This is a genomic window from Micromonospora sp. HK10 (genome assembly GCF_000982955.1).
Classification (GTDB): domain Bacteria; phylum Actinomycetota; class Actinomycetes; order Mycobacteriales; family Micromonosporaceae; genus Micromonospora.
Genome location: NZ_KQ058836.1, coordinates 3400 through 23923, shown reverse-complemented (window position 1 = coordinate 23923; position 20524 = coordinate 3400). Strand labels below are relative to the sequence as shown.

20 protein-coding genes are annotated in these 20524 nt (G+C 74.2%); 9 read left to right on the top strand and 11 right to left on the bottom strand.

The features are described from left to right. Positions 1–259 precede the first annotated feature (259 nt). The 11 genes from LQ51_RS18825 to LQ51_RS18775 form a co-directional block, all read right to left on the bottom strand. Positions 260–1843, bottom strand: a complete 1584-nt coding sequence (locus LQ51_RS18825; protein ID WP_052744962.1) for a tannase/feruloyl esterase family alpha/beta hydrolase — start codon at positions 1841–1843, stop codon at positions 260–262. Between the two features lie 118 nt (positions 1844–1961). Then, positions 1962–3167: a CaiB/BaiF CoA transferase family protein gene (locus tag LQ51_RS18820; RefSeq protein WP_046567534.1), complete on the bottom strand. Its 1206-nt coding sequence runs from the start codon at positions 3165–3167 to the stop codon at positions 1962–1964. A gap of 2 nt (positions 3168–3169) precedes the next feature. Continuing rightward, positions 3170–4639, bottom strand: coding sequence for a dihydroorotase (locus LQ51_RS18815; RefSeq protein ID WP_046567532.1), 1470 nt, complete (start codon positions 4637–4639; stop codon positions 3170–3172). Continuing rightward, complete coding sequence (locus LQ51_RS18810; protein WP_046567530.1) at positions 4636–6021, bottom strand: FAD-dependent oxidoreductase; 1386 nt, start codon at positions 6019–6021, stop codon at positions 4636–4638. The genes LQ51_RS18815 and LQ51_RS18810 overlap by 4 nt, the downstream gene beginning before the upstream one ends. Beyond that, positions 6018–6659: an aspartate/glutamate racemase family protein gene (locus LQ51_RS18805; RefSeq protein ID WP_046567529.1), complete on the bottom strand. Its 642-nt coding sequence runs from the start codon at positions 6657–6659 to the stop codon at positions 6018–6020. Before LQ51_RS18805 ends, LQ51_RS18810 begins: the two co-directional genes overlap by 4 nt. Before the next feature lie 10 nt (positions 6660–6669). Continuing rightward, positions 6670–8004: an MmgE/PrpD family protein gene (locus LQ51_RS18800; RefSeq protein WP_046567528.1), complete on the bottom strand. Its 1335-nt coding sequence runs from the start codon at positions 8002–8004 to the stop codon at positions 6670–6672. Positions 8005–8006: 2 nt separating this feature from the next. Next, a complete protein-coding gene (locus tag LQ51_RS18795) occupies positions 8007–8708 on the bottom strand; it encodes an ABC transporter ATP-binding protein (RefSeq protein ID WP_046567526.1) in 702 nt (233 codons plus the stop codon). Continuing rightward, a complete protein-coding gene (locus LQ51_RS18790; RefSeq protein WP_046567591.1) occupies positions 8695–9426 on the bottom strand; it encodes an ABC transporter ATP-binding protein in 732 nt (243 codons plus the stop codon). The genes LQ51_RS18795 and LQ51_RS18790 overlap by 14 nt, the downstream gene beginning before the upstream one ends. Continuing rightward, positions 9423–10472, bottom strand: coding sequence for a branched-chain amino acid ABC transporter permease (locus tag LQ51_RS18785; RefSeq protein WP_046567525.1), 1050 nt, complete (start codon positions 10470–10472; stop codon positions 9423–9425). Before LQ51_RS18785 ends, LQ51_RS18790 begins: the two co-directional genes overlap by 4 nt. Next, positions 10469–11503, bottom strand: coding sequence for a branched-chain amino acid ABC transporter permease (locus tag LQ51_RS18780; RefSeq protein ID WP_197087828.1), 1035 nt, complete (start codon positions 11501–11503; stop codon positions 10469–10471). The genes LQ51_RS18785 and LQ51_RS18780 overlap by 4 nt, the downstream gene beginning before the upstream one ends. Further along, the gene (locus tag LQ51_RS18775) at positions 11500–12747 is read right to left on the bottom strand and encodes an ABC transporter substrate-binding protein (RefSeq protein ID WP_046567523.1); all 1248 of its coding nucleotides are present in this window, start codon (positions 12745–12747) and stop codon (positions 11500–11502) included. Before LQ51_RS18775 ends, LQ51_RS18780 begins: the two co-directional genes overlap by 4 nt. Before the next feature lie 204 nt (positions 12748–12951). Between LQ51_RS18775 and LQ51_RS18770 the strand changes: the two genes are divergently transcribed. The 9 genes from LQ51_RS18770 to LQ51_RS33450 all read left to right on the top strand — a co-directional run. Beyond that, positions 12952–13728 carry an IclR family transcriptional regulator gene (locus tag LQ51_RS18770; protein ID WP_197087827.1) on the top strand — a complete coding sequence of 259 codons (777 nt, stop codon included), beginning with the start codon at positions 12952–12954 and terminating at the stop codon, positions 13726–13728. Further along, on the top strand, positions 13725–14567 hold the full coding sequence (locus LQ51_RS18765) for an HpcH/HpaI aldolase/citrate lyase family protein (protein WP_046567520.1): 843 nt from the start codon (positions 13725–13727) through the stop codon (positions 14565–14567). Before LQ51_RS18770 ends, LQ51_RS18765 begins: the two co-directional genes overlap by 4 nt. After that, positions 14564–15409 carry a cyclase family protein gene (locus LQ51_RS18760; RefSeq protein ID WP_046567519.1) on the top strand — a complete coding sequence of 282 codons (846 nt, stop codon included), beginning with the start codon at positions 14564–14566 and terminating at the stop codon, positions 15407–15409. Before LQ51_RS18765 ends, LQ51_RS18760 begins: the two co-directional genes overlap by 4 nt. Continuing rightward, the gene (locus LQ51_RS18755) at positions 15406–16803 is read left to right on the top strand and encodes an MmgE/PrpD family protein (protein WP_046567517.1); all 1398 of its coding nucleotides are present in this window, start codon (positions 15406–15408) and stop codon (positions 16801–16803) included. Before LQ51_RS18760 ends, LQ51_RS18755 begins: the two co-directional genes overlap by 4 nt. Further along, the gene (locus LQ51_RS18750) at positions 16800–18116 is read left to right on the top strand and encodes an MmgE/PrpD family protein (protein ID WP_046567516.1); all 1317 of its coding nucleotides are present in this window, start codon (positions 16800–16802) and stop codon (positions 18114–18116) included. Before LQ51_RS18755 ends, LQ51_RS18750 begins: the two co-directional genes overlap by 4 nt. Continuing rightward, positions 18113–18991 (top strand): DUF3891 family protein, encoded by an 879-nt coding sequence (locus tag LQ51_RS18745; RefSeq protein WP_046567514.1) that lies wholly within the window; start codon positions 18113–18115, stop codon positions 18989–18991. Before LQ51_RS18750 ends, LQ51_RS18745 begins: the two co-directional genes overlap by 4 nt. Next, complete coding sequence (locus LQ51_RS18740) at positions 18991–19512, top strand: hypothetical protein (protein WP_156313141.1); 522 nt, start codon at positions 18991–18993, stop codon at positions 19510–19512. The genes LQ51_RS18745 and LQ51_RS18740 overlap by 1 nt, the downstream gene beginning before the upstream one ends. Continuing rightward, entirely contained in the window at positions 19509–19862 is a 354-nt protein-coding gene (locus tag LQ51_RS18735; protein WP_046567511.1) for an EthD domain-containing protein, read from the top strand. Before LQ51_RS18740 ends, LQ51_RS18735 begins: the two co-directional genes overlap by 4 nt. Next, positions 19859–20524, top strand: a 666-nt coding sequence (locus LQ51_RS33450) for a hypothetical protein (RefSeq protein WP_046567510.1), incomplete at its 3' end; no start/stop codon positions are given. The genes LQ51_RS18735 and LQ51_RS33450, both read left to right, overlap by 4 nt.

Sequence of the window (20524 nt, the reverse complement as noted above, 5' to 3'; positions counted from 1 at the left end):
GTCCGCAGCCCGCGGGAAGACCACCAGCGGGCGGCACCGCGCCCGCTCCGGGACGGCCCGCTGATCCCCGACGAGGTCATCGACACCACGCACCGCACGCCCGCCCGGTAAGCCGCCGGACAGATCGCGCGGCGGCTCACCCGGGGGCGACCGCCGCTCGGAACGGACCACGTCGGCGAGGGTCGGCCGCCGCTCCCTCGCCCGCTGACGCAGCAGAGCGGGGCCCGCACCGATGCGGGCCCCGCTCTGCGGCCACGGGTCAGTGCCGACCGCGTGGGCCGGGCACCGGCTCCCAGTTGGTCGCCGTGTTCGGGTCGCCGCTGCCGTCGTAGCTGGCCTGCAGCGGGTACGCGTACACCGGACGCTGCATGGTCGTCGCACCACCGCTGACCTTGCTGGCCAGTACCGAGGTGGGCGCCTGGCCCCGCTCGGTCCAGTCGCGGATCGCGCCGAGCCAGTCGACCCGGTCGGCGCCGGGGCCGCCGGAGCAGTGGTACACGCCGGGCAGCAGGAACAGCCGGGCGAACTGCTGGGTGCTGGCCAACGAGCCGTACCGCGCCACCACGTCCTCGTAGTACTGGATCGTGCCGAAGGCGGTGATCAGCGGGTCGGCCAGGCCGTGGTAGAGCATCAGCTTGCCGCCGGCCTTGCGGAACGCGTCCAGGTTGGGGGTGTCCGCGTTGTAGACCTTCGCCATCGTGTCCAGCTTCGCCGCGTCCCGGTTCGGGTCGAAGTCCCACAGCGAGTAGCTCGGTCCCGGGTCGGTCGGGAACGCCAGGTAGCGCAGGACCTGCTCGGCGTACGCGCCGCCGCCGCTCAGCCCGCTCGGCGACGTGCTGATGTTGGCGCCGACCCAGCCGCCCTCGGAACCCAGCGGCAGCCCGCCCGGGTACAGCTCGCGGCCCTGGTCGTCGCGCGGGCTGTCGTACCACTTCTTGAGCACCGCGACCTGCGCGGCGCTGAGGCAATCCGGTCCGGTCGTGCCGGCCGGGCAGAGCAGCGTGGTCGGGTCGAACCGGCAGGCGCGCGGGTCGTCGACGACGCCGTCCTTGACCACGCCGTCGCACGCCGCCAGCACGGCCTGGTTGATCACCGCCGCGGTGGCCGCGGTGATGATCTGGCGGCCGTCGGCGTCCCGGTTCTGCAGCTCGCGCACGCCCTGGGAGAGCGGGGCGAGGTAGTTCTGCCGGTGGGCCGGCGCGCCGGCGACGATCCCGTCGAAGTCGCCGGGCCAGCGCTGCGCCTCGATCAGGGCCTGCCGCCCGCCGGTCGAGCACCCCACGAAGTAGGAGTACGCGGGGCTGTGGTGGGTCAGTTCCTTGAGGATCGCCTTGGCCGCGAGCGCGGTCAGGTGCTCGGAGAGGTACGCCCAGGTGTTCTGGGCGGCCGTGTTTTGGTAGGCGAACGAGGCGTCCGAGCCGCCACCGACGTGGCCGGTGTCGTCGGAGGCGACGGCGTAGCCGAGGTCGACGTTGCCGTCGCCGGAGGTGCCGGCGGTCGGGATGCTGCCGCAGAAGCCGCCGCCGCCCAGCTGGACGTAGCGGCGGTTCCAGTCGATCGGCGCCTGCAGGCGCAGCTGGATGACGGAGGTGCTGCCGTCGTCGGCGCCGACCGTGATGCTGGTCCGCACGTCGCAGTAGCGCGTGCCGGCCGCGGTGGTGCCGGTGGTGAGGGAGGTGATCGTCGTCGGGTAGCCGACCGCACGGAGGAGCTTCTGGGCGGCGGCGGGAGTGGTGGTGGAGCAGTCGGGTCGCGGCGCGGCCTGAGCGATGCCGGGAGACCCGGCGACGACGAGGCCGGCGGCGACGGCCAGTCCGGTGAGGAAACGGAACCTGTGGAGCACATGCCCTCCAGTGTTTCGCTAAGCGGAACGCGGTGACAGCACCACGATCTGGAGAATGACGCTAGAGCTGGGAGAATAGCCTGTCAATATCCATGTGCATCGTTCCGCTCAGCGGAACCTAGCGGATCACATCGCGCTCGCGTAGCGCCGCCAGCTCCGCCGCCGACAGGCCCAGCTCGTCGCCGAGCACCGCATCGGTGTCGGCGCCCGGCGCCCGCCCGGTGAACCGGATCCGGCCCGGCGTGCGACCCATCCGCCAGAGCACGTTCTGCATCCGGATCGGACCCAGGTCCGGATCCTCCACCGTGGTCACCAGCTCCAGCGCCCGCACCTGCGGGTCGTCGAGCAGCTCGCTCGGCCGGTAGACCGGGCCCACCGCGGCGCCCGCCTCCGCGAACGCGCGCAGCACCTCGTCGCGCGTGCGCGCCCCGATCCACTCCCCCACGTAGCCGTCGAGCAGGTCGGCGTGCTGGGCCCGCTGGCGGCCGGTGGCGAACCACGGCTCGTCGATCACCTCCGGATGGCCGACCAGAGTCAGCACCCGCCGGGCGATGCTGTCGGCGCTGGTGGAGATGGCCACCCAGTGCCCGTCGGCGGTCCGGTAGGTGTTGCGGGGCGCGTTGTTCTGCGACCGGTTGCCGGTGCGCTGCTGGTCGACGCCGAGCTGGTCGGCGTAGATCACCCCGGGCCCGACCGCCGTCATGATGGGGCTGAGCAGGTCGAGGTCGATCTCCTGACCCCGACCGTCCTTCTCCCGCTGGAAGAGCGCCATCGAGACCGCCGCCGCGCCCGCCATGCCGGCGATCGAGTCGGCCAGACCGAACGCCGGCAGCGTCGGCGGGCCGTCCGGCTCGCCGGTCAGGTGGGCGAAGCCACTCATCGACTCCACCAGCGTGCCGAAGGCCGGCCGCGCCGCGTACGGGCCGGACTGGCCGAAGCCGGTGACCCGCAACAGGATCAGCCCGGGGTTGTCGGCGGACAGGACGTCGTAGCCGAGCCCCCAGCGCTCCAGCGTGCCGGGCCGGAAGTTCTCGATCACGACGTCGGCGGTGGCGGCCAGCTTGCGGAAGATCTCCGCGCCGGCCGGGTCACCGAGATAGAGCCCGACGGTCCGCTTGTTGCGGGCGATCATCTTCCACCACAGCGGCTGGTCGTCCTTGGCCAGCCCGTGCCCGCGCATGCCGTCGCCCCGGCCCGGATGTTCGATCTTGATGACCTCGGCGCCGAAGTCGCCGAGCACCTGCGCCACCAGCGGGCCGGCCAGGATGGTCGACGCGTCGAGCACCCGCAGACCGGCCAGCGGCCCGTCGTTGCCACCGGACATGCTCACCCCTGGTACGGACGGTGGACGTAGCGGCCGCTCGGGGTGCCGACGACGTTGCCGGCGTCGAGCACGTGCTGCCCCCGGACCCACGTGTCGGTGACCCGGGCGCCCAGTTCGAAGCCCTCGAACGGGGTGTATTCCTGGGTCGACGCGGAGTCGGCCGCGTGCACGGTCCAGCTCGCGTTCTCCACCAGGCACAGGTCGGCGTCGAAGCCGACCCCGATGGTGCCCTTGCCGGGCAGGCCGTAGCGGCGCGCCGGGTTCCACGCCACCAGCTGCGCGATCCGCTGGGGCGACAGGCCGCGCTTACGACCCTCCGAGACCAGGCCGGGCAGCAGGTACTCGGCGCCGCCGAAGCCCGACTTCGCGGCGAAGACGTCGTCGCGCGGATCGCCGAACTTCATCTCGTCCTTGCAGCACGCGTGGTCGCTGACCACCCAGTCGACGCTGCCGTCGAGCACGTACTCCCAGAGCGCCTCCACGTCCTCCTGCGGGCGCAGCGGCGGGTTCACCTTGCCGCCCAGGCCGTGCGCGGTGTCCACACTGGCCAGCAGGTGACCGATGGTGACCTCGCGGCGGAAGTCGACGTGCGGGAACGTCCGGGCCATCAACATCGCGGCCCGCAGCGCCTTGCGCGAGGAGAGGTGCAGCAGGTTGATGTTGGGCAGTCCGGTCTCGTCGGCCAGGAACGCCGCGATCGTCACGGCGAGCCCCTCCGAGTGCGGCGGCCGCGACGCGCTGTACGCGGCCAGACCCGACAGCGACCCGTCCTGCTCGACCAGCTTCGTGTAGGCGGTCATGATCTCGGCGGTCTCGCAGTGCAGCGACAACGACACGTGCGGCGCGGCCTCGGTCAGCTTCTCCCGGGCCGCCTGCACGCCGCGCATCACGAACTCGAAGTGGGCGAGGTCGTACCGCTCGTTCGGCGGGATCATCAGGAACGAACTCTGGTCGGCCGACCGGCCGTGCAGGCCGTGGCTGCCGTAGAACATGAAGATCTTGAAGGAGGTGACGCCGAAGTTCTCCACGATCGACGGGATCTCGTCGATGTGCTCCTTCGACATCGGCGCCAGGTGGAAGCCGTAGTCGATGAACGAGCGGCCCGCCGAGGCGGAGAGCACCTGCGGGAAGAACTCGGCGTACGAGCCGCCCCGGTTCAGGTAGTACTGCCCGGTACGCATGTAGGTCAGGCCGGTGGTCACCCCGCCCTGCGCGCTGGCGCGGCTCTCCGTCTCGGTGTCCTCGGCCAGCGGGTTGTAGATGCCCCAGTGCTGGTGGGCGTCCACCGCCCCCGGGTACGCGAACCGGCCACGGCCGTCCACCACGGTCTGCGCCTCGTCGGCCGGGATGTCCGCCTCCAGCCGCACCACCTTGCCGCCGGCGATGCCGATGTCGAGCGCGTCGCCGTCGGGCGAGCCGGCGTCAGGACGTACCACGGTCACGTTCTTGATCAGGGTTTCCAGGGGTGTCATGGGGTTCCTTCCGTGGTTCGGGCGACGTGGTTCGCCGCGAGGTAGGCGAGGCCGAGCGCGGGCAGCAGGCCGTTGCCGGCGAGGTAGCCGGCCGCGCCGTGGCCGGAGATGCCGGCCGCCGCCCCGCCCGAGGCGTAGAGCCCGGGGATCGGCGCGCCGTCCGGGCGCAGCACCCGGGCGTGCTCGTCGACCACCAGGCCGCCCTGGGTGTGGAAGAGCGCCGGCACCACCCGGGCGATGAGGTACGGCGGCTCGAGCGGCGCCTCGAAGAAGGTGCGACCGAACCGGTCGGCGCGCTCGCCGCGCGCCACCGCGGCCGTCTCGGCGAGTTCCGCGGTCACGGCGTCGGCCGGCAACCCGGTGACCGACGACAGCGCGGCGGCGTCGGCCGCCTCCAGCAGCGCGCCCGACTCGACGCTCTGCCGGAAGTCGGTGAACGCCAGGCAGGCGTCGTGGATCCGGCGGTCCAGCACCAGCCAGCCGGTGGCGTCGGGGCGGGCGGCGAGCGCGGCCGCGTACTCGGAGTAGCCGCTCGTCTCGTCGCCGAACCGCCGTCCGGTGGTGTCCAGCAGGAAACCGCCGTGCATCACGGTCGCCCAGCCGACCAGCGTCGCCGCGCGGGCCGACAGCGCGGCATGCCCCTGGTACGCGTCGAGGAAGGCGCTCTCCGCGCCGAGCGCGGTGCCGATCCGCAGCGCGTCGCCGCGGGACGTCTCACTTCCGTGGTAGACCGCGTTGGCGATCTCCGGCAGGTGCTCGGCGACCAGCGCCCGGTCGGCGCCGTAGCCGTTCGTGGCCAGCAGCACCGCCCGGGTCGGGATCTCCTCGCGGGTGCCGTCCGGCCGCTCGACCACGGCGGCCCGCACCCGGCCCGCGTCGACCACCACGTCGACCAGGCGGGCCGGCACCATCAGGTCGATGCCGGCCCTGGTCAGCTGCTGGACCAACTGGTCGAGCAGCACGGTGCCGTGCCGGCCCGCCACGGTGTGGCAGCGGTCGACCGAGTGGCCCGGGTAGTGGAAGTCGGTGACCAGAGACAACTCCAACCCGACGCTGTCGGCCAGCCACTCGACCAGTTCGGCGCTCACCGCGCCGAGCGCGCGGGCGAGCCGCTGGTCGCCCTGTCCCCCGGTCTTGCGGGCGACGTCCGCCGCGAACAGCTCGGCCGAGTCGTCGATGCCGGCGGCGCGCTGCCACCGCGAGCCCGCGCCGGGGATCATCGCGGTCGACATCGAGGTGTTGTTGCCCCGGCTGAAGTGCTTGCTGGCCTCGACGACCAGCACGTCCAGGCCGAGTTGCGCGGCACGCAGGGCGGCCACCAGGCCCCCGCCGGCGCCGGCGACCACGAGGTCCGGTCCGGTCACGCTGTGCCGGTCGCTCATACGGCCACCTCCCCCGCGGCGATCAGCCGCAGCGCCAGCGCGGTCGGGTCCACCACCCGGGCCGGCAGGCGGGCGCCGGACGGCAGGTCGACCGCCGAGCATCCGTTGATCACCGAACGGGCGCCGCCCGCGGCGAGCGTGCCGACGGCGGCGCCGAGGGTGTCGGCCCAGCGGGAGGTGTCCGCGATCGCGTGCACGTCGAGGTCGAGCACCTCGACGCCGAGCAGGTCGGCCGACCAGCCGTAGACCCCGGCCCGAGCCACGATCTCGTCGGCGATCGCCTTGTTGCGGGCCACCGCCGCGCACCTGCGCCCGGTCAGCACGGCCCAGCCGAGGCTGAGCCGGAGCAGTCCGAAGACCGGTACCGGCAGGGTGCCCGCGAGGTCCGCGACGCCGGGGTCGAGGACGCAGTCCGGCAGCAGCGCGTCGAACCCGGTCGGCGCCGTACGCAGCGCCGCCGCGACCAACGCCTCGCTCTCCCGCACCTGCGCGTCGGTGTCCAGGGCGCGCGGCGCGTCCGCGCCGATGTCGTGCAGCACGACCTCGACGCCGGGCGGCGAGAGCGCGGCGTAGCGCGCCTGCCGGCGGGCCAGCTCCTCGGCGTCGACGTGGATCGGGGTCACGGCGTAGATCCGCACGGTCTTCCTCCTAGATCTCGGCGAGGCGGCGCAGGTCGGGGCCGACATCGGCGCTGCTGGCCAGGCCGGTGACGACCTCGTGCACGGCGCGGACGGTGCCGGCGTCGAGCAGTCGTTCGAGCAGCGCCAACACGTCGTCCTCGGCCATCGGGTGGTGGGCCGCGTCACCGACCGGGTTGGGCACCTCGAGCACGCGGGGCGGCCCGCCGGCGGTGCGGACGGTGACCCGGGCGGCCCGCTCGTCGGGCAGTCTGGCGTCGAGGTCCGGTGCCACCCGCAGCACGACCTTGCCGGCCAGCGCCCGCACCCGGGGGTCGTCGCGCTGCCCGTCGGCGGAGACGGCCGGGTCGACGGTGCCGTGCACCAGCGCGGCGGCCACCACGAACGGCGTGGAGAACAGCGCGGCCAACCGGCTGTCCCAGCTCGTCCGGCCCAGCCCGCCGGCCAGCGAATGGGTCTCGACGACGATCTCCTCGACGGCGTCGAGCGGCAGCCCGTCGGCACGCATCAGCAGGGCCGCGTCGGCGGCCGGGTGGGTGAACGAGCAGGACGCGTGCCGCTTGAAATAGCCCAGCCGCACCTCCCACCGGCTGCCCAGCCCATCGGTCAGCGGGGCCGGGTCGAACCGGCCGAGCACGTCGCCCAGCGACACGGCGGGCGTGCCGGTGTTGCGCGCGACACCGGCCGCGGCCATCCGCGCCGCCGCCAGCCCGGACCCGTTCGAGGCGCCCAGCCAGGCGTCGCGGACCGGGTTGCCGTCCAGGGCGCTGGTGAAGTGCCCGGCGACCGGCAGGCCGGCGCCCGCGTCGATGGCCGCGGCGACGCCCTCACCGGGCAGGCCGAGCAGCCGCGCGCAGCCGGCCGCCGCGCCCGCGACGCCCCAGCTGCCATGCGGATGCAGGCCGGCCCGCAGGGTGGTGGCCCGGCCGAACCGCGCCGCCACCTCGTACGCCGCGAGCAGCGCCGCCATCGTCTCCGGACCGGAGGCACCCAGGTCGGCGGCGAGCGCCAGCACCGCCGGTAGCCCGTGCGCCGCCGGATGGCCCTTGGCGTACTTGTGCCCCTCGTCGAGTTCGAGCCGGGCCAACGCGGTCGCGTTGAGCCAGGCCGCCACCTCGACGGTGGTGGTCGTGCCGCCACCGACCAGCGGCGCGGGACCGGGACCGGGGCGCCAGGCGGCGGCCAGGGCCCGCTGCTCGGCCTGCCGGGCGCCGACCACGGTCACCCCGAGCGAGTCGAGCAGCACCAGCCCGAGCCGGTCGCAAACCGCGTCCGGGACGTCGGCCCAGCGCAGCCCGGCCGCCCAGGCGCCGAGCCGGGCTACGGCCGCCACGGTCGAGGTCATGGCTAGAGCCCCAGGTACGCGGCGCGGACCCGGTCGTCGCGAGCGAGTTCGGGTCCCGGGCCGTCGAGGACCAGGCTGCCGCTCTCCAGCACGTACGCCCGGTCGGCCAGGTTCAGCGCGTGCGCGGCGTTCTGCTCGACCAGCAGCACCGAGACGCCCCGGTCGCGGATCGCCTTGACCGCGTCGAGCACGGTCCAGGTCAGCTTCGGCGACAGCCCGGTGGACGGCTCGTCGAGCAGCAGCAGCCGGGGACCGGCCATCAGCGCCCGGCCGATGGCGAGCATCTGCTGCTGCCCGCCGCTGAGCGTCTCGGCGGCCTGGGCGCGCCGCTCGGCGAGGATCGGGAACAGGTCGAAGACCTCGCGCAGCGGCGCGTCCAGCGGCTTGCGACCGCGGGTCCAGCCGCCCATCCGCAGGTTCTCCTCGACGCTGAGCGGCCCGAACAGCGCCCGCCCCTCCGGCACCTGCAACAACCCGCGGGTGACCAGCTCGCTGGGGCGTACCCCGTCGGCCCGCCGGCCGTCGAACGTGATCGTGCCCGCGGTCGGCTTCACCAGGCCGGAGATGGTCTTGAGCGTGGTGGTCTTGCCGGCGCCGTTGGCCCCGACGATCGCCACGATCTCGCCCTCCTCGACCCGCAGGTCGAGCTCGTGCAGGATCTGCAGGCCGTGGTAGCCGGCGCTGACTCCGTCAAGCGTGAGCATGCGGGTCCTCCCCGAGGTACGCCTCGATGACCCGGGGATCGCGGGTCACCTCCTCCGGTGCGCCCGAGGTGAGCACCCGGCCCAGATCGAGCACCAGCACGGAGTCCGACAGCCGCATGACGGCGGCCATGATGTGCTCGACGAAGACCAGCGTCACGCCGTCCTCGGTGCGCAGCCGTTCCAGCAGCTCCATCACCGGCGCCCGCTCGGCCGGCACCAGACCGGCCAGCACCTCGTCGAGCAGCAGCACGCGGGGTTTGCTGGCCAGGGCCCGGGCCAGCTCCAGCCGCTTGAGGGCCGCGGTGGGCAGGCCCTCGGTCGGCGCGTCCCGCCACCGGCCGAGGCCGACCCGCTCGATCAGCTCGGCGGCGGCGGTCCGGGCGGTACGCCGGGCGGCGCCGCCGGCCAGCACCGCGACCGTGACGTTCTCCAGCACGGTCATCGAGTAGAACGGCCGCATCAGCTGGAACGTCCGGGTCATGCCCGCGGCGGTCACCTGGTGCGGCACGTGCCCGGTGATCTCCCGGCCGGCCAGGTGCACCCGGCCGGTGTCCGGCCGCAGGGCGCCCGTGATGAGGTTGAACACCGTGGTCTTGCCGGCCCCGTTGGGCCCGATGACGCCGAGGATGCTGCCCTCGGCGACCTCGAAGCTCACCTCGTCGACCGCGCGGAGACCCTTGAACGACTTGGAGATGCCGTCGACCCGTAGCAGCGTCATCGCCGGGACCACCTTTGCCGGATCGTGCCGTAGATGCCCTTCGGCAGCACCAGCACGATGATGATCAGCAGGATGCCGTAGACGATCACGTCAAGGCCGCTGCGCCCCTGCAGGAACTCCAGCGCGGGCGGCGGGTTGCGCAGCATCGTCGCCGTCACGTCGTTGAGCGGGCCCATCACCACGGAGCCGATCACCGGACCCCAGATGGTGGCCACGCCGCCGATCACCGCGGGCAGGATCGCCTGGATCGACACGCTCGACCCGAACGCCAGATCGGGGTCGATGAACAGGAAGTACTGCACGTAGAAGGCGCCGGCGACCGCGGTGATCGCGGCGGAGAGCGCCATCGTCAGCAGCTTGTAGCGCATCACCGGGATGCCGACCGCGGCCGCCGCCTCCTCGTCGTCACGGGCCGCCTTGGTGAACTGCCCGGCGCGCGAGCGCACGAACTGCACGCTGACCACCAGCGCCACGACGGTGAGCCCGAGCGCGATCCAGAAGTAGTTCGGCGAGCTGGGCTCGAACTGGAGCCACCACCAGGAGCTGTCGGTACGCAGCGGCACGTGGTAGCCGACCGCGCGGTTGACGAAGTCGCTGTTGGTCGCCCAGAGCCGGAGCATCTCGGCGAACGCGAAGGTGGCCAGCGCGAAGTAGGCGCCGCGCAGTTTGTAGCGCAGCGCGAGGAAACCGATCAGGGCGGCGAACGCCGCGGCGATCACCATGCCGGCGAGCATCCCGATCCACGGCGACACCCGTTGCTCGACCAGGAGCCAGGCGCAGGCGTACGCGCCGATGCCGAAGTAGGCCGCGTGACCGAAGCTGAACATGCCGCCGAAGCCGCTCATCATGTTCCAGCCGATGCTCATGAGGGCGAAGATGAGCACCCGCACCGCGACCGAGGCCTGCGCCGCCGGCAGGATCAGCGGCAGCGGCACCAACAGCACGGCCAGGACCGCGATGGCCACCAGGTGCCGGTTCCACGGCAGCCGCGGCAGCGGCCGGCCGGCCGCCGTCTCCGCCGCCGGGGTGTCGGTGGTGGTCGTCATGCCGACCTCCCGAAGAGTCCCTGCGGGCGCAGGAAGAGCACGAGCACGAAGACGATGAACACCGACAGCAGCGGCGACTGTCCGGGCAGGTAGATGCCGCCGAGCTGCTCGGCCAGCCCGATCACCAGGCCGCCGACCAGCGCGCCGACCACGTTGCCCATGCCACCCAGCACGACCACCACGAAGGCCACGATGTTGAACAGCGAACCGGTGGTGGGCTCGATGGTGACCAGCGGCGCGACCAGCGTGCCGGCCGCGCCGGCGCAGGCGGTGCCGAGCGCGAAGGTCACCGCGTAGATCACCCGGGTGTCGATCCCGACCAGCTGCGCGCCGGTGTCGTTGGCGGCCACCGCGCGGATCGCGGTGCCCAGCCGGGTGCGCTGCAGCAGCAGGTAGAGCAGCCCGGCCAGGATCAGCGCGCCGACGAAGGCGAGGATCCGGGACAGGTTGGCCACCGCCTCGAAGATCGGTACGCCGCGGTCGCCGGGCAGTGCCACGGAGCGCGGGTTGGCGCCGAAGAAGAGCAGCAGTCCATTTTCGATGATCAGGGAGATGCCCAGCGTGATCAGGAGCTGGTTCTCCAGCGGTTTGCCCATCGCGCCGGCCAGGACGCCGCGCTGTACCAGCACGCCGAGCAGGAACATCGCGGGCACGCTGGCCGCCAGGGCGAGGTACGGATGCAGCCCGGCCTGGGTCAGCCCGAAGGTGAGGAACAGGGCCAGCGCCAGGAAGCTGCCGTGCGCGAAGTTGACGATGTCGAGCACGCCGAAGATCAGCGTGAGGCCCATGGCGATCAGGCCGTAGACGCCGCCGATCAGGACACCGGTGGCCACCGCCTGGACCACGACCACCCCGCTGCCGGAGCGGACGTAGGCCAGCCCGATGGCGAGCACGACCAGCGCGGCGATCACGCCGATCCGCAGCCACGGCACGGCGCGGGCGGTGGGCGCGCGTACCTCGTCGGGATCCAGGGTCGCCACGCCGCCGCCGGTGCCGGCGGCGACGTGGCCCTGGTCTGCTGGCGAGGTCACTGGCTCTTGAAGGCGGGGAAGACCGGCTTCGCCTCCGCCTTGTCGGCCGGGAACACCTGCTTGATCACGCCGCTCTGGACCTGCATGAGGATGGGGGTGGCGTTCTCGTTCTCCCCGGTCGGGCCGAACTTGATCGGGCCGTTGCCGGCGATCAGGGTGGGCACCGAGCCGCTGGCGATCGCGTCACGGACCTTGGCCGGTTCGGCGCTGCCGGCGCGCTCGAGCGCGTCAGCGATCACCCGGACCGAGTCGTACGCGAGCACCGCGCCGGTGCGGATCTGGTCGTTGTGGCGGTCCTGGTAGAGCTTCGCCAGCGCCTGCATGTCCGGGTTGGTCATGTCGGGGTGGTAGTTGGCGTCGAAGTAGCCCTCCGCCGCTGCGCCCACCTCCTTGGGGAACTGCGGCAGGTCGAACGCGCCGTTGGCGACGCCGTAGACGGCCTTGAGGGCCGGCGGCTTGACGGTGGCGACGGCCTTCGCGGCCAGCACCCCGTCGCGGTAGTAGCCGGCCACCATCAGCACGTCGGCGCCGCTGGCCTTGACCTGGGTGACCTGGGTGGTCAGGTCGGAGACGTTGGCGGCGTCGTAGGCGAGCGCCGGGCCGACCTTGATGCCGGCCTTCTCGGCCTCGGCCTTGAAGGCGTCCCGGATCGCGGTGCCGAACGGGCCCTGCTCGTGCAGCACCGCCACGGTCTTGACCGGCTGGTTGGCCGCCTTGGCCACCTGGTCGAGGAACTGTGCCCCGGCGGTGCCGAGCACGGTGGAGCTGGGCTGCACCCGGAAGGTGAACTTGTAGCCCTGGGAGAGGATCGAGTCGGCACTGGACACGTCGATCAGCAGCGGCACCTTGTTGCGTTCGGCCACCGTGGACACGTTGGCGGTGACCGCGCTCTGGTAGGTGCCGACCAGGCCGACGACGCCGTCCTGGATGAGGCGCTGCGCCTCGCTCTGGCCGACCTCGGGCTTGCCCTGGGTGTCGGCGCTGACCAGTTCGAGCTTCTTGCCGCCCTGCGACTTGATGCCGCCGGCGTTGTTGATGGCCTCGACGGCCAGCTTGGCTCCGTTGTCCATCTGCTGCCCGTCCGCCGCGGCCGCGCCGCTCAGCGGGTGCAGGGAACCGATCTTTATCGTGCCGCCGGACTGCGCGCCACCGCCGTTGCTGGTGCCGGCGGGCGCGGACCCGCCGCACCCGGCGAGGGCCAACGGCAGGGCTATGGCGAGGCTCAGGGTCCAGGTCTTCCTCATGTCAGCTCCTGGGGGTGACGGTGTTCCGCCGCACGGAACATCACATGGGGCATGATGCTGGCACCGCCGGTTCACCTGGTCAAGGGTTCGTCGCAGAATCGTGTTCATCGCAGTACAGAGCCCACATTGGGGGGTTGACCCCGCAGCCGGTCGGTGCTGGAATCGTGTTCCGCTGGCAGAAACATGGCATGGGGAGACGACGACGTGGCAGAGAGTCAGGGCACCGAGGCGGCGAGCCGCGTGGCCGATGTTCTCCTCCTGTTCACCGACGGGCCGGACTTCCTCGGGGTCACCGCGATCGCGCGCAGCCTCGACCTGTCCAAGGCGGTCGTGCACCGGATCCTGCAGACGCTGGTCGAGCGCCGGCTGCTGGTCAGCGATCCGGCCAGCCGCGGCTACCAGCTCGGCCCGGGGGCCGCGGCGCTCGGCGCCCGCGCCCTGCGCGAGTCGCAGCTGCGCACGGTCGCCATGCCGGTGCTGCGCGAGCTGCAACTGACCACCGGCGAGACGACGACCGTGTCGGCGCGGGTGCACGGCGGCCGGGTCTACCTCGACCAGGTCGAGTCCACCCGGGAGATCAAGATGACCGTCGAGGTGGGCCGCCGTTTCCCGCTGCACGCCGGCAGTTCCAGCACCTGCATCCTGGCCTTCCTGCCCGACCTCGAGCGGGAGGCCGTGCTCGGCACCGAACTGCCGTCGCTGACCGGCCGCACGGTGACCGTCCCCGACGTGCTCCGCACCCGACTCACCACGATCCGCGAGACCGGGCTCGCCCACTCCGACGGCGAACGGCAGGACGGCGCCGGCTCGGTCGCCGCACCGGTCTTCGGCATCGACGGCACCGTCGTCGGCGCCATCTCGGTCTGCGGCCCCGCGCACCGGGTCGACGCCGCCGCCCGGGAACGCTTCGGTCCGCTGGTCCGGGAGGCCGCCGACCGCATCTCGCGGGCGCTGGGCTGGTCCGGCGGGCTGCCCAAGTGACCCCGCGATCCTGGCTCTACGTGCCCGGCCACCGCCCCGACCGGGTGGCGAAGGCCCTCGCCGCCGGCGCCGACGCGGTGGTCGTCGACCTTGAGGACGCGGTACCGCCGGACCAGAAGGCCGCCGCCCGGAACACCGCGCTGCGGCTGGCCGCCGAGGCTCCCCACGACCGCCCGCTGTGGGTACGGGTGAACGACCCGGCCGGCCCGTGGGGCGAGGACGACGTCGACGCGCTGGCCGGGCTGGGCCTGACCGGGTTGCGCCTGCCGCGCTGCGAGGACCCGGCCCTGGTCCGCGAGGTCGCCAACCGCGCCTTCCTGCCGCTGCAACTGCTGCTGGAGAGCGCCGCCGGGCTGGCCCGGGCCGCCGAGCTGGCCACCGCGCACCCGCGCGTCGCCGGGCTGGGGCTGGGCGAGGCCGACCTCTCCGCCGACCTGCGGGTGACCGGCGACGACGGGCTGGCCTGGGCGCGCGGCTGGGTGGTGGTCGCGGCCCGGGCCGCCGGGCTGCCGTCCCCCGTGCAGAGCGTCTACACCGACGTCGCCGACCTCGACGGCCTGCGCGCCAGCACCGAACGGGCCCGGGCCACCGGCTTCGTCGGCCGGTCGGTGGTGCACCCGCGACAGATCCCGGTCGTGCACGAGGTCTTCACGCCGACCGCCGCCGAGGTGGCCGCCGCGCGGGCCGTGGTGGCCGCGGCGGCCCGCGCGGAGGAAGCCGGCGAGGTGGCCGTGCTCGACGCGGCCGGGCGGTTCGTCGACCCAGCGGTGGTGCGCCGGGCCCGACTCGTCCTCGACCTGACCGACCCGTCCGAACCACCCTCAGGAGGAACGAGTTGACCACCGAGCCGCAGGCCCGCCCGGCGCGCACGGACGATCCCCTACTCGCCGCGGTGACCGCGGGGGTACGGCTCGTCGAGCTCGGGCACCCGCACTTCACGGGCATGCCGTGCTCACCCAACCACCCCGGCTTCCGGATGAGCCTGATCCGCCGGCACGGCGACATGGTCCGCCCGGACGGTGGCTCGGCGGCCAACGAGATGATCGTGACCGGCGGGCACGTGGGCACCCACGTCGACGCGCTGTCCCACGTCAGCCACGACGGCCGGCTGCACGGCGGCGTGGACGCCGCGGCGGCGCAGACCGGCGGCCGGTTCACCGCGCTCGGCGCCGAGCACACGCCCGCGCTGCTCACCCGCGGCGTGCTGCTCGACGTGGCCGCCGTACACGGGGTCGAGGTGCTGCCCCCCGGGTACGGCGTGACCGCGGCCGACCTGGCCGCCGCCGCCGAACGCGCCGGCGTCGAGCCCGGCCCCGGCGACGTGGCGCTGGTCCGCACCGGCTGGGCGCGGCACTTCGCCGACGCGACCACCTATCTCGGGCAGACCGCCGGCGTGCCGGGCGCCACCACCGACGCCGCCGAGTGGCTCGCCGCGCGCCGGGTGGTCGCCACCGGTTCGGACACCACGGCGTACGAGCAGATCCGCCCGGGCTCCGGGCACAGCGTGCTGCCCGTGCACCGGGTGCTGCTGGTCGACGCCGGCATCTACATCATCGAGCACCTCAACCTCGAACAGGCCGCCGCCGAGGGCCTGGCCGCCTTCGTCTTCGTGATGGCGCCGCTGCGCATCGTCGGCGGCACCGGCTCCCCCATCCGCCCCTTCGCGGCGGTGACCCCATGAGCAGCCCGACCGTGGTCCAGCGGCTCGCGGCGGTCGCCGAGGACGTGCGGCGCTGCGGGCTCCCCGGGGACCTGCGGCAGGACGTGGCCCGCCGGGTGCTCGACCTGATCGGCAACAGCCTCGCCGCCAGCGGGCTGCCGCCCGCCCGGGCGGTCACCGCTTACGTGCGGGCGGCGGGCGGCACGCCGGAGGCGGTGGCGATCGGCACCGGCCTGCGCGTGCCGGCCGCGAACGCGGCCCTGGTCAACGGCACGCTGGCGCACTCGCTGGACTTCGACGACACCCACCTGCCGTCGGTGCTGCACCCCTCCTCGCCGGTGGTGCCGGCGGCGCTGGCGGTGGCCGAGGCGCGCGGCGCGTCGGGGGCCGCGCTGCTCGACGCGGCCGGGATGGGCATCGAGGTCGCGGTCCGGCTCGGCATGGGCGGCTACGACCGGGCGCTGGGCAATTCCGAGTTCTTCGAGCGCGGCCAGCACGCGACGTCGATCTGCGGCGCGGTCGGGGCGGCCGTGGCGGCGGCGATGGTCGGCGGGGCCGACGCCGACGGCATCGCGCACGCCGCCGGGATCGCCGCGAGCATGGGCGCCGGCCTGCTGGAGGCCAACCGGACCGGCGGCACCGTGAAGCGGGTGCACTGCGGCTGGGCCGCGCACTCCGGCGTGGTCGCCGCCGAACTGGCCCGGCACGGGCTCACCGGGCCGCCGACCGTGGTCGAGGGGCGCTTCGGTTTCCTGCACGCGTTCTGCGGGGAGCGGGCCGACGTCGACGCGGTGGTCGACCGGCTCGGCACGCACTGGGAGCTGCCCGGCATCTTCTTCAAGCCGTACCCGTGCAACCACTTCACGCACGCCGGCATCGACGCGGCGCTGGCCCTGCGGGCCCGGGGTGTGGCACCGGACGCGATCGAGTCGATCGAGCTGGGGGTGCCGTCGCCGGTGCTGCGTACGATCGCCGAACCGCCGCAGGACAAGGCCCGGCCGGAGTCCGGTTACCACGCGGCGTTCAGCGGCCCCTACACGGTGGCCGCGGCCCTGCTGGGCGGCGGCGGTCTCGGGCTGGGCCATGACGACTTCACCGACGCGGCCGCGGCGGACGAGGCGCGGCTGGCGTTGGCGGCGAAGGTGCGGTGCGTAGCGGACGCCCGCTGCGACGAGATCTTCCCGAACCAGTTCCCGGCGGTGCTGCGGGTCGTGCTGCGCGACGGCACCCGGCACGAGGAGCGGGTCGACGTCAACCGGGGCGGTCCGGGCAACCCGCTCAGCTCGGCCGAGCTGGCCGCCAAGTTCGCGTCCAACGCGGCGCGGGTGCCCGACCGGGAGGACATCGCGTCCGCCGTCCTCGACCTGGCCGCCGCGCCGGACGTGGCCGGCCTGATGGCCCGGGTGCGGGGATGATCGAGCAGCTCGCCGCGACCGCCGCGGCCACCGACTGGGCGGCGGCGCCCGCCGCCGTGCGGGACCGGGTGGTGGACCTGGTCGCGGACACGATCGCGGTCGCCGCGCTGGGCAGCGGGCGGCCCGAGCTGCGCGCGCTTGGCGCCGGTTCCGGGGGTTCGGGCGAGTCGACGGTGGTGGGCTCGTCGCGCGGCTGGCCGGCCGCCGACGCCCAGTTCCGCAACGGCAGCGCGATCGCGGCCGACCAGCTGCAGGACGGTCACCGGCCGGCGCGCGGGCATCCGGCGTCGCACGTGGTCCCGGCCGTGCTGGCGGTGGCCGAGGAGCGGGACCTGCCGGGCGGGGAGCTGCTGTCGGCGGTGCTGGCCGGCTACGAGGTGGGCGTCCGGGTGGGCCGGGCGATGGGCGGCACGCCGGACGGCGTACACGACATCGGCACCTGGGGCCAGGTCGGCGCGGCGGCGGGGGTGGCCCGGCTGCTGGCGCCCGGCGATGCCGCCGCCATGCGCCGCGCCGTGGAGCTGGCCGGCTCGGCCGTGCTGCTCAGCGACGCGGCGACGATCTTCACTGGGCGTACCGGGGGGCACGCGTTCCTGGGCGCCTCGGTGCAGCTGGGCGCGAGCCTGGGCGCCGCGGCCGTGGCCGGTCTGGAACCGCTGCCCGGCACGCTGGACCGGCATTTCGCGGCGGTCGCCGCCCGCGACTGGTCGGGGCTCGGGCGCGACCACGGCCACGAGGTGCTGCGGGGCTACACGAAGGCCCACCCCACCTGCGCCCACCTGCACGGCGTCAACGACGCGGTGGCGGACATCGTGGCCGCGACCGGCCCGCTGCCGGACGTGGCGCGGGTCGAGGTACGCACGTTCGCGCACGCGGCCCGGTTCGGCGCGGTCGCCGACAGCGAGCTGGCCGCCCGGTTCAGCGTGCCCACCTCGGTGGCGGTCGCGCTGCTCACCGGCCGGCTCGACGAGACCACGCTGACCGCGGCGACGGTATCCTCCCCGGCGGTGCGCGACCTGGCCGCGCGCGTGCAGGTGCGGCACGACCCCGCGCTGGACGCCGGCTACCCGGCCGGCCGACCGGCCCGGGTGCGGGTGGTCCGCGCCGACGGCACCGTGCTGGTCGGCGCCGCCGACCTGCCGCGCGGCGACGGCCCCCGGGCCTTCGACCGGGCGGCGTCGCGGGCCAAGGCCCGGCGGCTGCTCGACCACCGCTTCCCCGGACGGGCCGCGCCCGTGCTGGCCGCGGTCGACGGGCTGGCCGGCGGCAGCGCCCGGGCTCTCGGGGCCGCGTTGCGGGCGGTGGCGGCATGATCGTCGTCCGGCGCGACGGCGCGCTGCACCTCATCGAACAGGTCGAGCACGGCCGGATCGCCGGCGAGCTGGCGGACGCCTGGGGCAACGAGCGGTTCGAGACACCCACGCCGCGTTCCCCGGTACGCACCGCCGCGAGCCGGCACGACGAAGGCTGGCGGGCCTGGGACGCCCGGGTGCTCTTCCACGAGCTCGAACGCCGGCCGCTGCACTTCCTGGAGATCGACGCGACCGAGCACGTGCGGCTCTACCGGCAGGGCGTCGAACGGGTGGCGCTCGGCGACGTGTACGCCGGCGTCCTGGTCGGCATGCACTGGACCGGCCTGTACCGGGGCCGGTGGTCGGCGCCGGGCGCCCGGGGTCGGCTGGACCTCGGCGCGGACGGCCGGGCGGCGCAGGACGACGCGGTCGACACCGAGGAGCGGCGGTGGATCGAGGCGAAGCGGCTGGCCTGGACGGCGGCCGAGCCCCGGGCCGCGTTCGAGACCCGGCTCTGGCACAACTACGAGCTGCTGCAACTGTGGGACCTGCTCTCGCTCTACCTGTGCGTGATGCCGTCGCGGCCGGCCGCCGAGCCCGGCCCGGCCCGGCCCTGGGGGCCGCAGCTGGCCGCCCTCGAGCACTCGGCCGAGGACGTGCTGCTGCCGCCCGTGCGTACCCACCCGTTCGGCCCGGCGGAGCGGATCACGGTGGGCGTGCGCCGGCCGGGCGAGATCTGGCTCGACCCGTACCCGTTCGCCCGGTCCGGCATCGCGGTGGACGTGGTCAGCGCGGTCGTGCCCGACCGGGCGTACACGCACAGTGAACTCGCCGCCCGGGTCCGGCGGACGCCGGCCAGCGTGACGACCTGGCGCCTGGCGCCGTGGAGCCGGTGATGGAGCTGGCCGCGGCCCGCGTCGCCGCGTACGCCTTCGTCCACGGGGAGGCCGGCTTCGCGCAGGTGACCACCATCGACGCCGGCGGGTTCCCGGTGAACCGCACGATGACCGCGTTCCTGGAGCCGGACTGGTCGGTCAGCCTGGTGCAGCGGGCCGGCCACCGGCGGCTCGCGCAGTGGCGGCGCGACCCGCGCACGCTGGTCGCCTGGGTGGGCCCGCCCGCGCCGGGCGCCAGCAACGAGCGGCCGCACGTCTTCGACCTCGGCCTGCTGCCGCCCCGGATGGTGGCCGTCCGCGGCACCGCCTCGGTCATGCCCGCCGAGTGGACCGTCGCGGTCTACCGCCGGGAGGTGGCGCGGCAGCGGGCGTCCGGTTTCGACCGGGCACCCGTCCGCACCGACGACGAGGTGGCGGCGGAGCTGGCCGGGGTGCGGATCGAGCCGGTCCGGGTGCGGCTCGAGGGATTCGGCGTGGGCGCCGAGTCCCACCTGTGGACAGTGAGGAGAACGACCACATGATCAAGACCATTCTCGGGTACGAGATCGAGGAGGGCGTCAGCCCCGAGGAGTACGAGCGCTGGCTCTTCGAGGTGCACGCACCGGACCTGCTGGCCAACCCCTATCTCGACCGGATCGTCTTCAACAAGGTGCTGCGCCCGGTGCGGCAGGCCTCCGGCGGCACGGCGTCGGTGCCGGACGGCTACACCTTCTACCGGATCGCCGAGATGCACTACGCCGACGAGGAGGCGTACGCGAACTACCTGCGCTGGTTCGAGGAGCACCCGTTGCCGGCGGAGCGCGGCCCGGCCGGCCGGACGAAGTTCAAGTTCTACCTGGTCACCGAGAGCGTCGAGGTGACCCGGGAATGAGCGTCGCCGCCCTGCTGGCCGGGTTCGCCGCCCTGCCGCCGCCGGAGGGCTCCCTGGCCGCGTGGGCCGCCCGGGTCGGCACGCCGGACGGCGACTTCCCCCTCATCGGCGCCGGCACCCGGGCGGAGACCTACGTGGCCCTGCACTGGAACGGCGAACGGTGCGCGTCGCTCGGACCGGCGGTCGGGCCGACGCTGGTCGGTCTCGCGGTCGGCGCGGCCCACGGCCGGTCGGTGGCGGAGCTGGCGGCGGCGGTCGACGCCGGACTGGCTGCCGCAGCCGGGCTGTCGGCGCCCACGGTGCCGGTGAGCACCGGCGTGCTGACCGCCACGGTCTGCGCGGCCCGGCTGGCCGGGGTGCCGGACGGCGAGCTGCCGGCGCTGCTCGACCTCGCGGCGAGCCTGATGCTGATCGGCCCGCCCGGGGTCGCGCCCGGGCACGACCCGGCCGCGGCCTGGCTCGCCCTGCGGGCCTGGGACGCCGGCATCACCGGCATGCCCGGCGGGCTGGCCCACACGCTGGCCGTGGTGGCCGACGGGCTTCCCGACCGGAGCGGCGCGGTCGCCGCGCCCGCCGCGGCGCCGCCGCAGCCGGTCGCCACCGCGCCGGTCCGGGCCGAGCAGACCGCCACACCGGTCCAGGCCGAGCAGACCGCCACACCA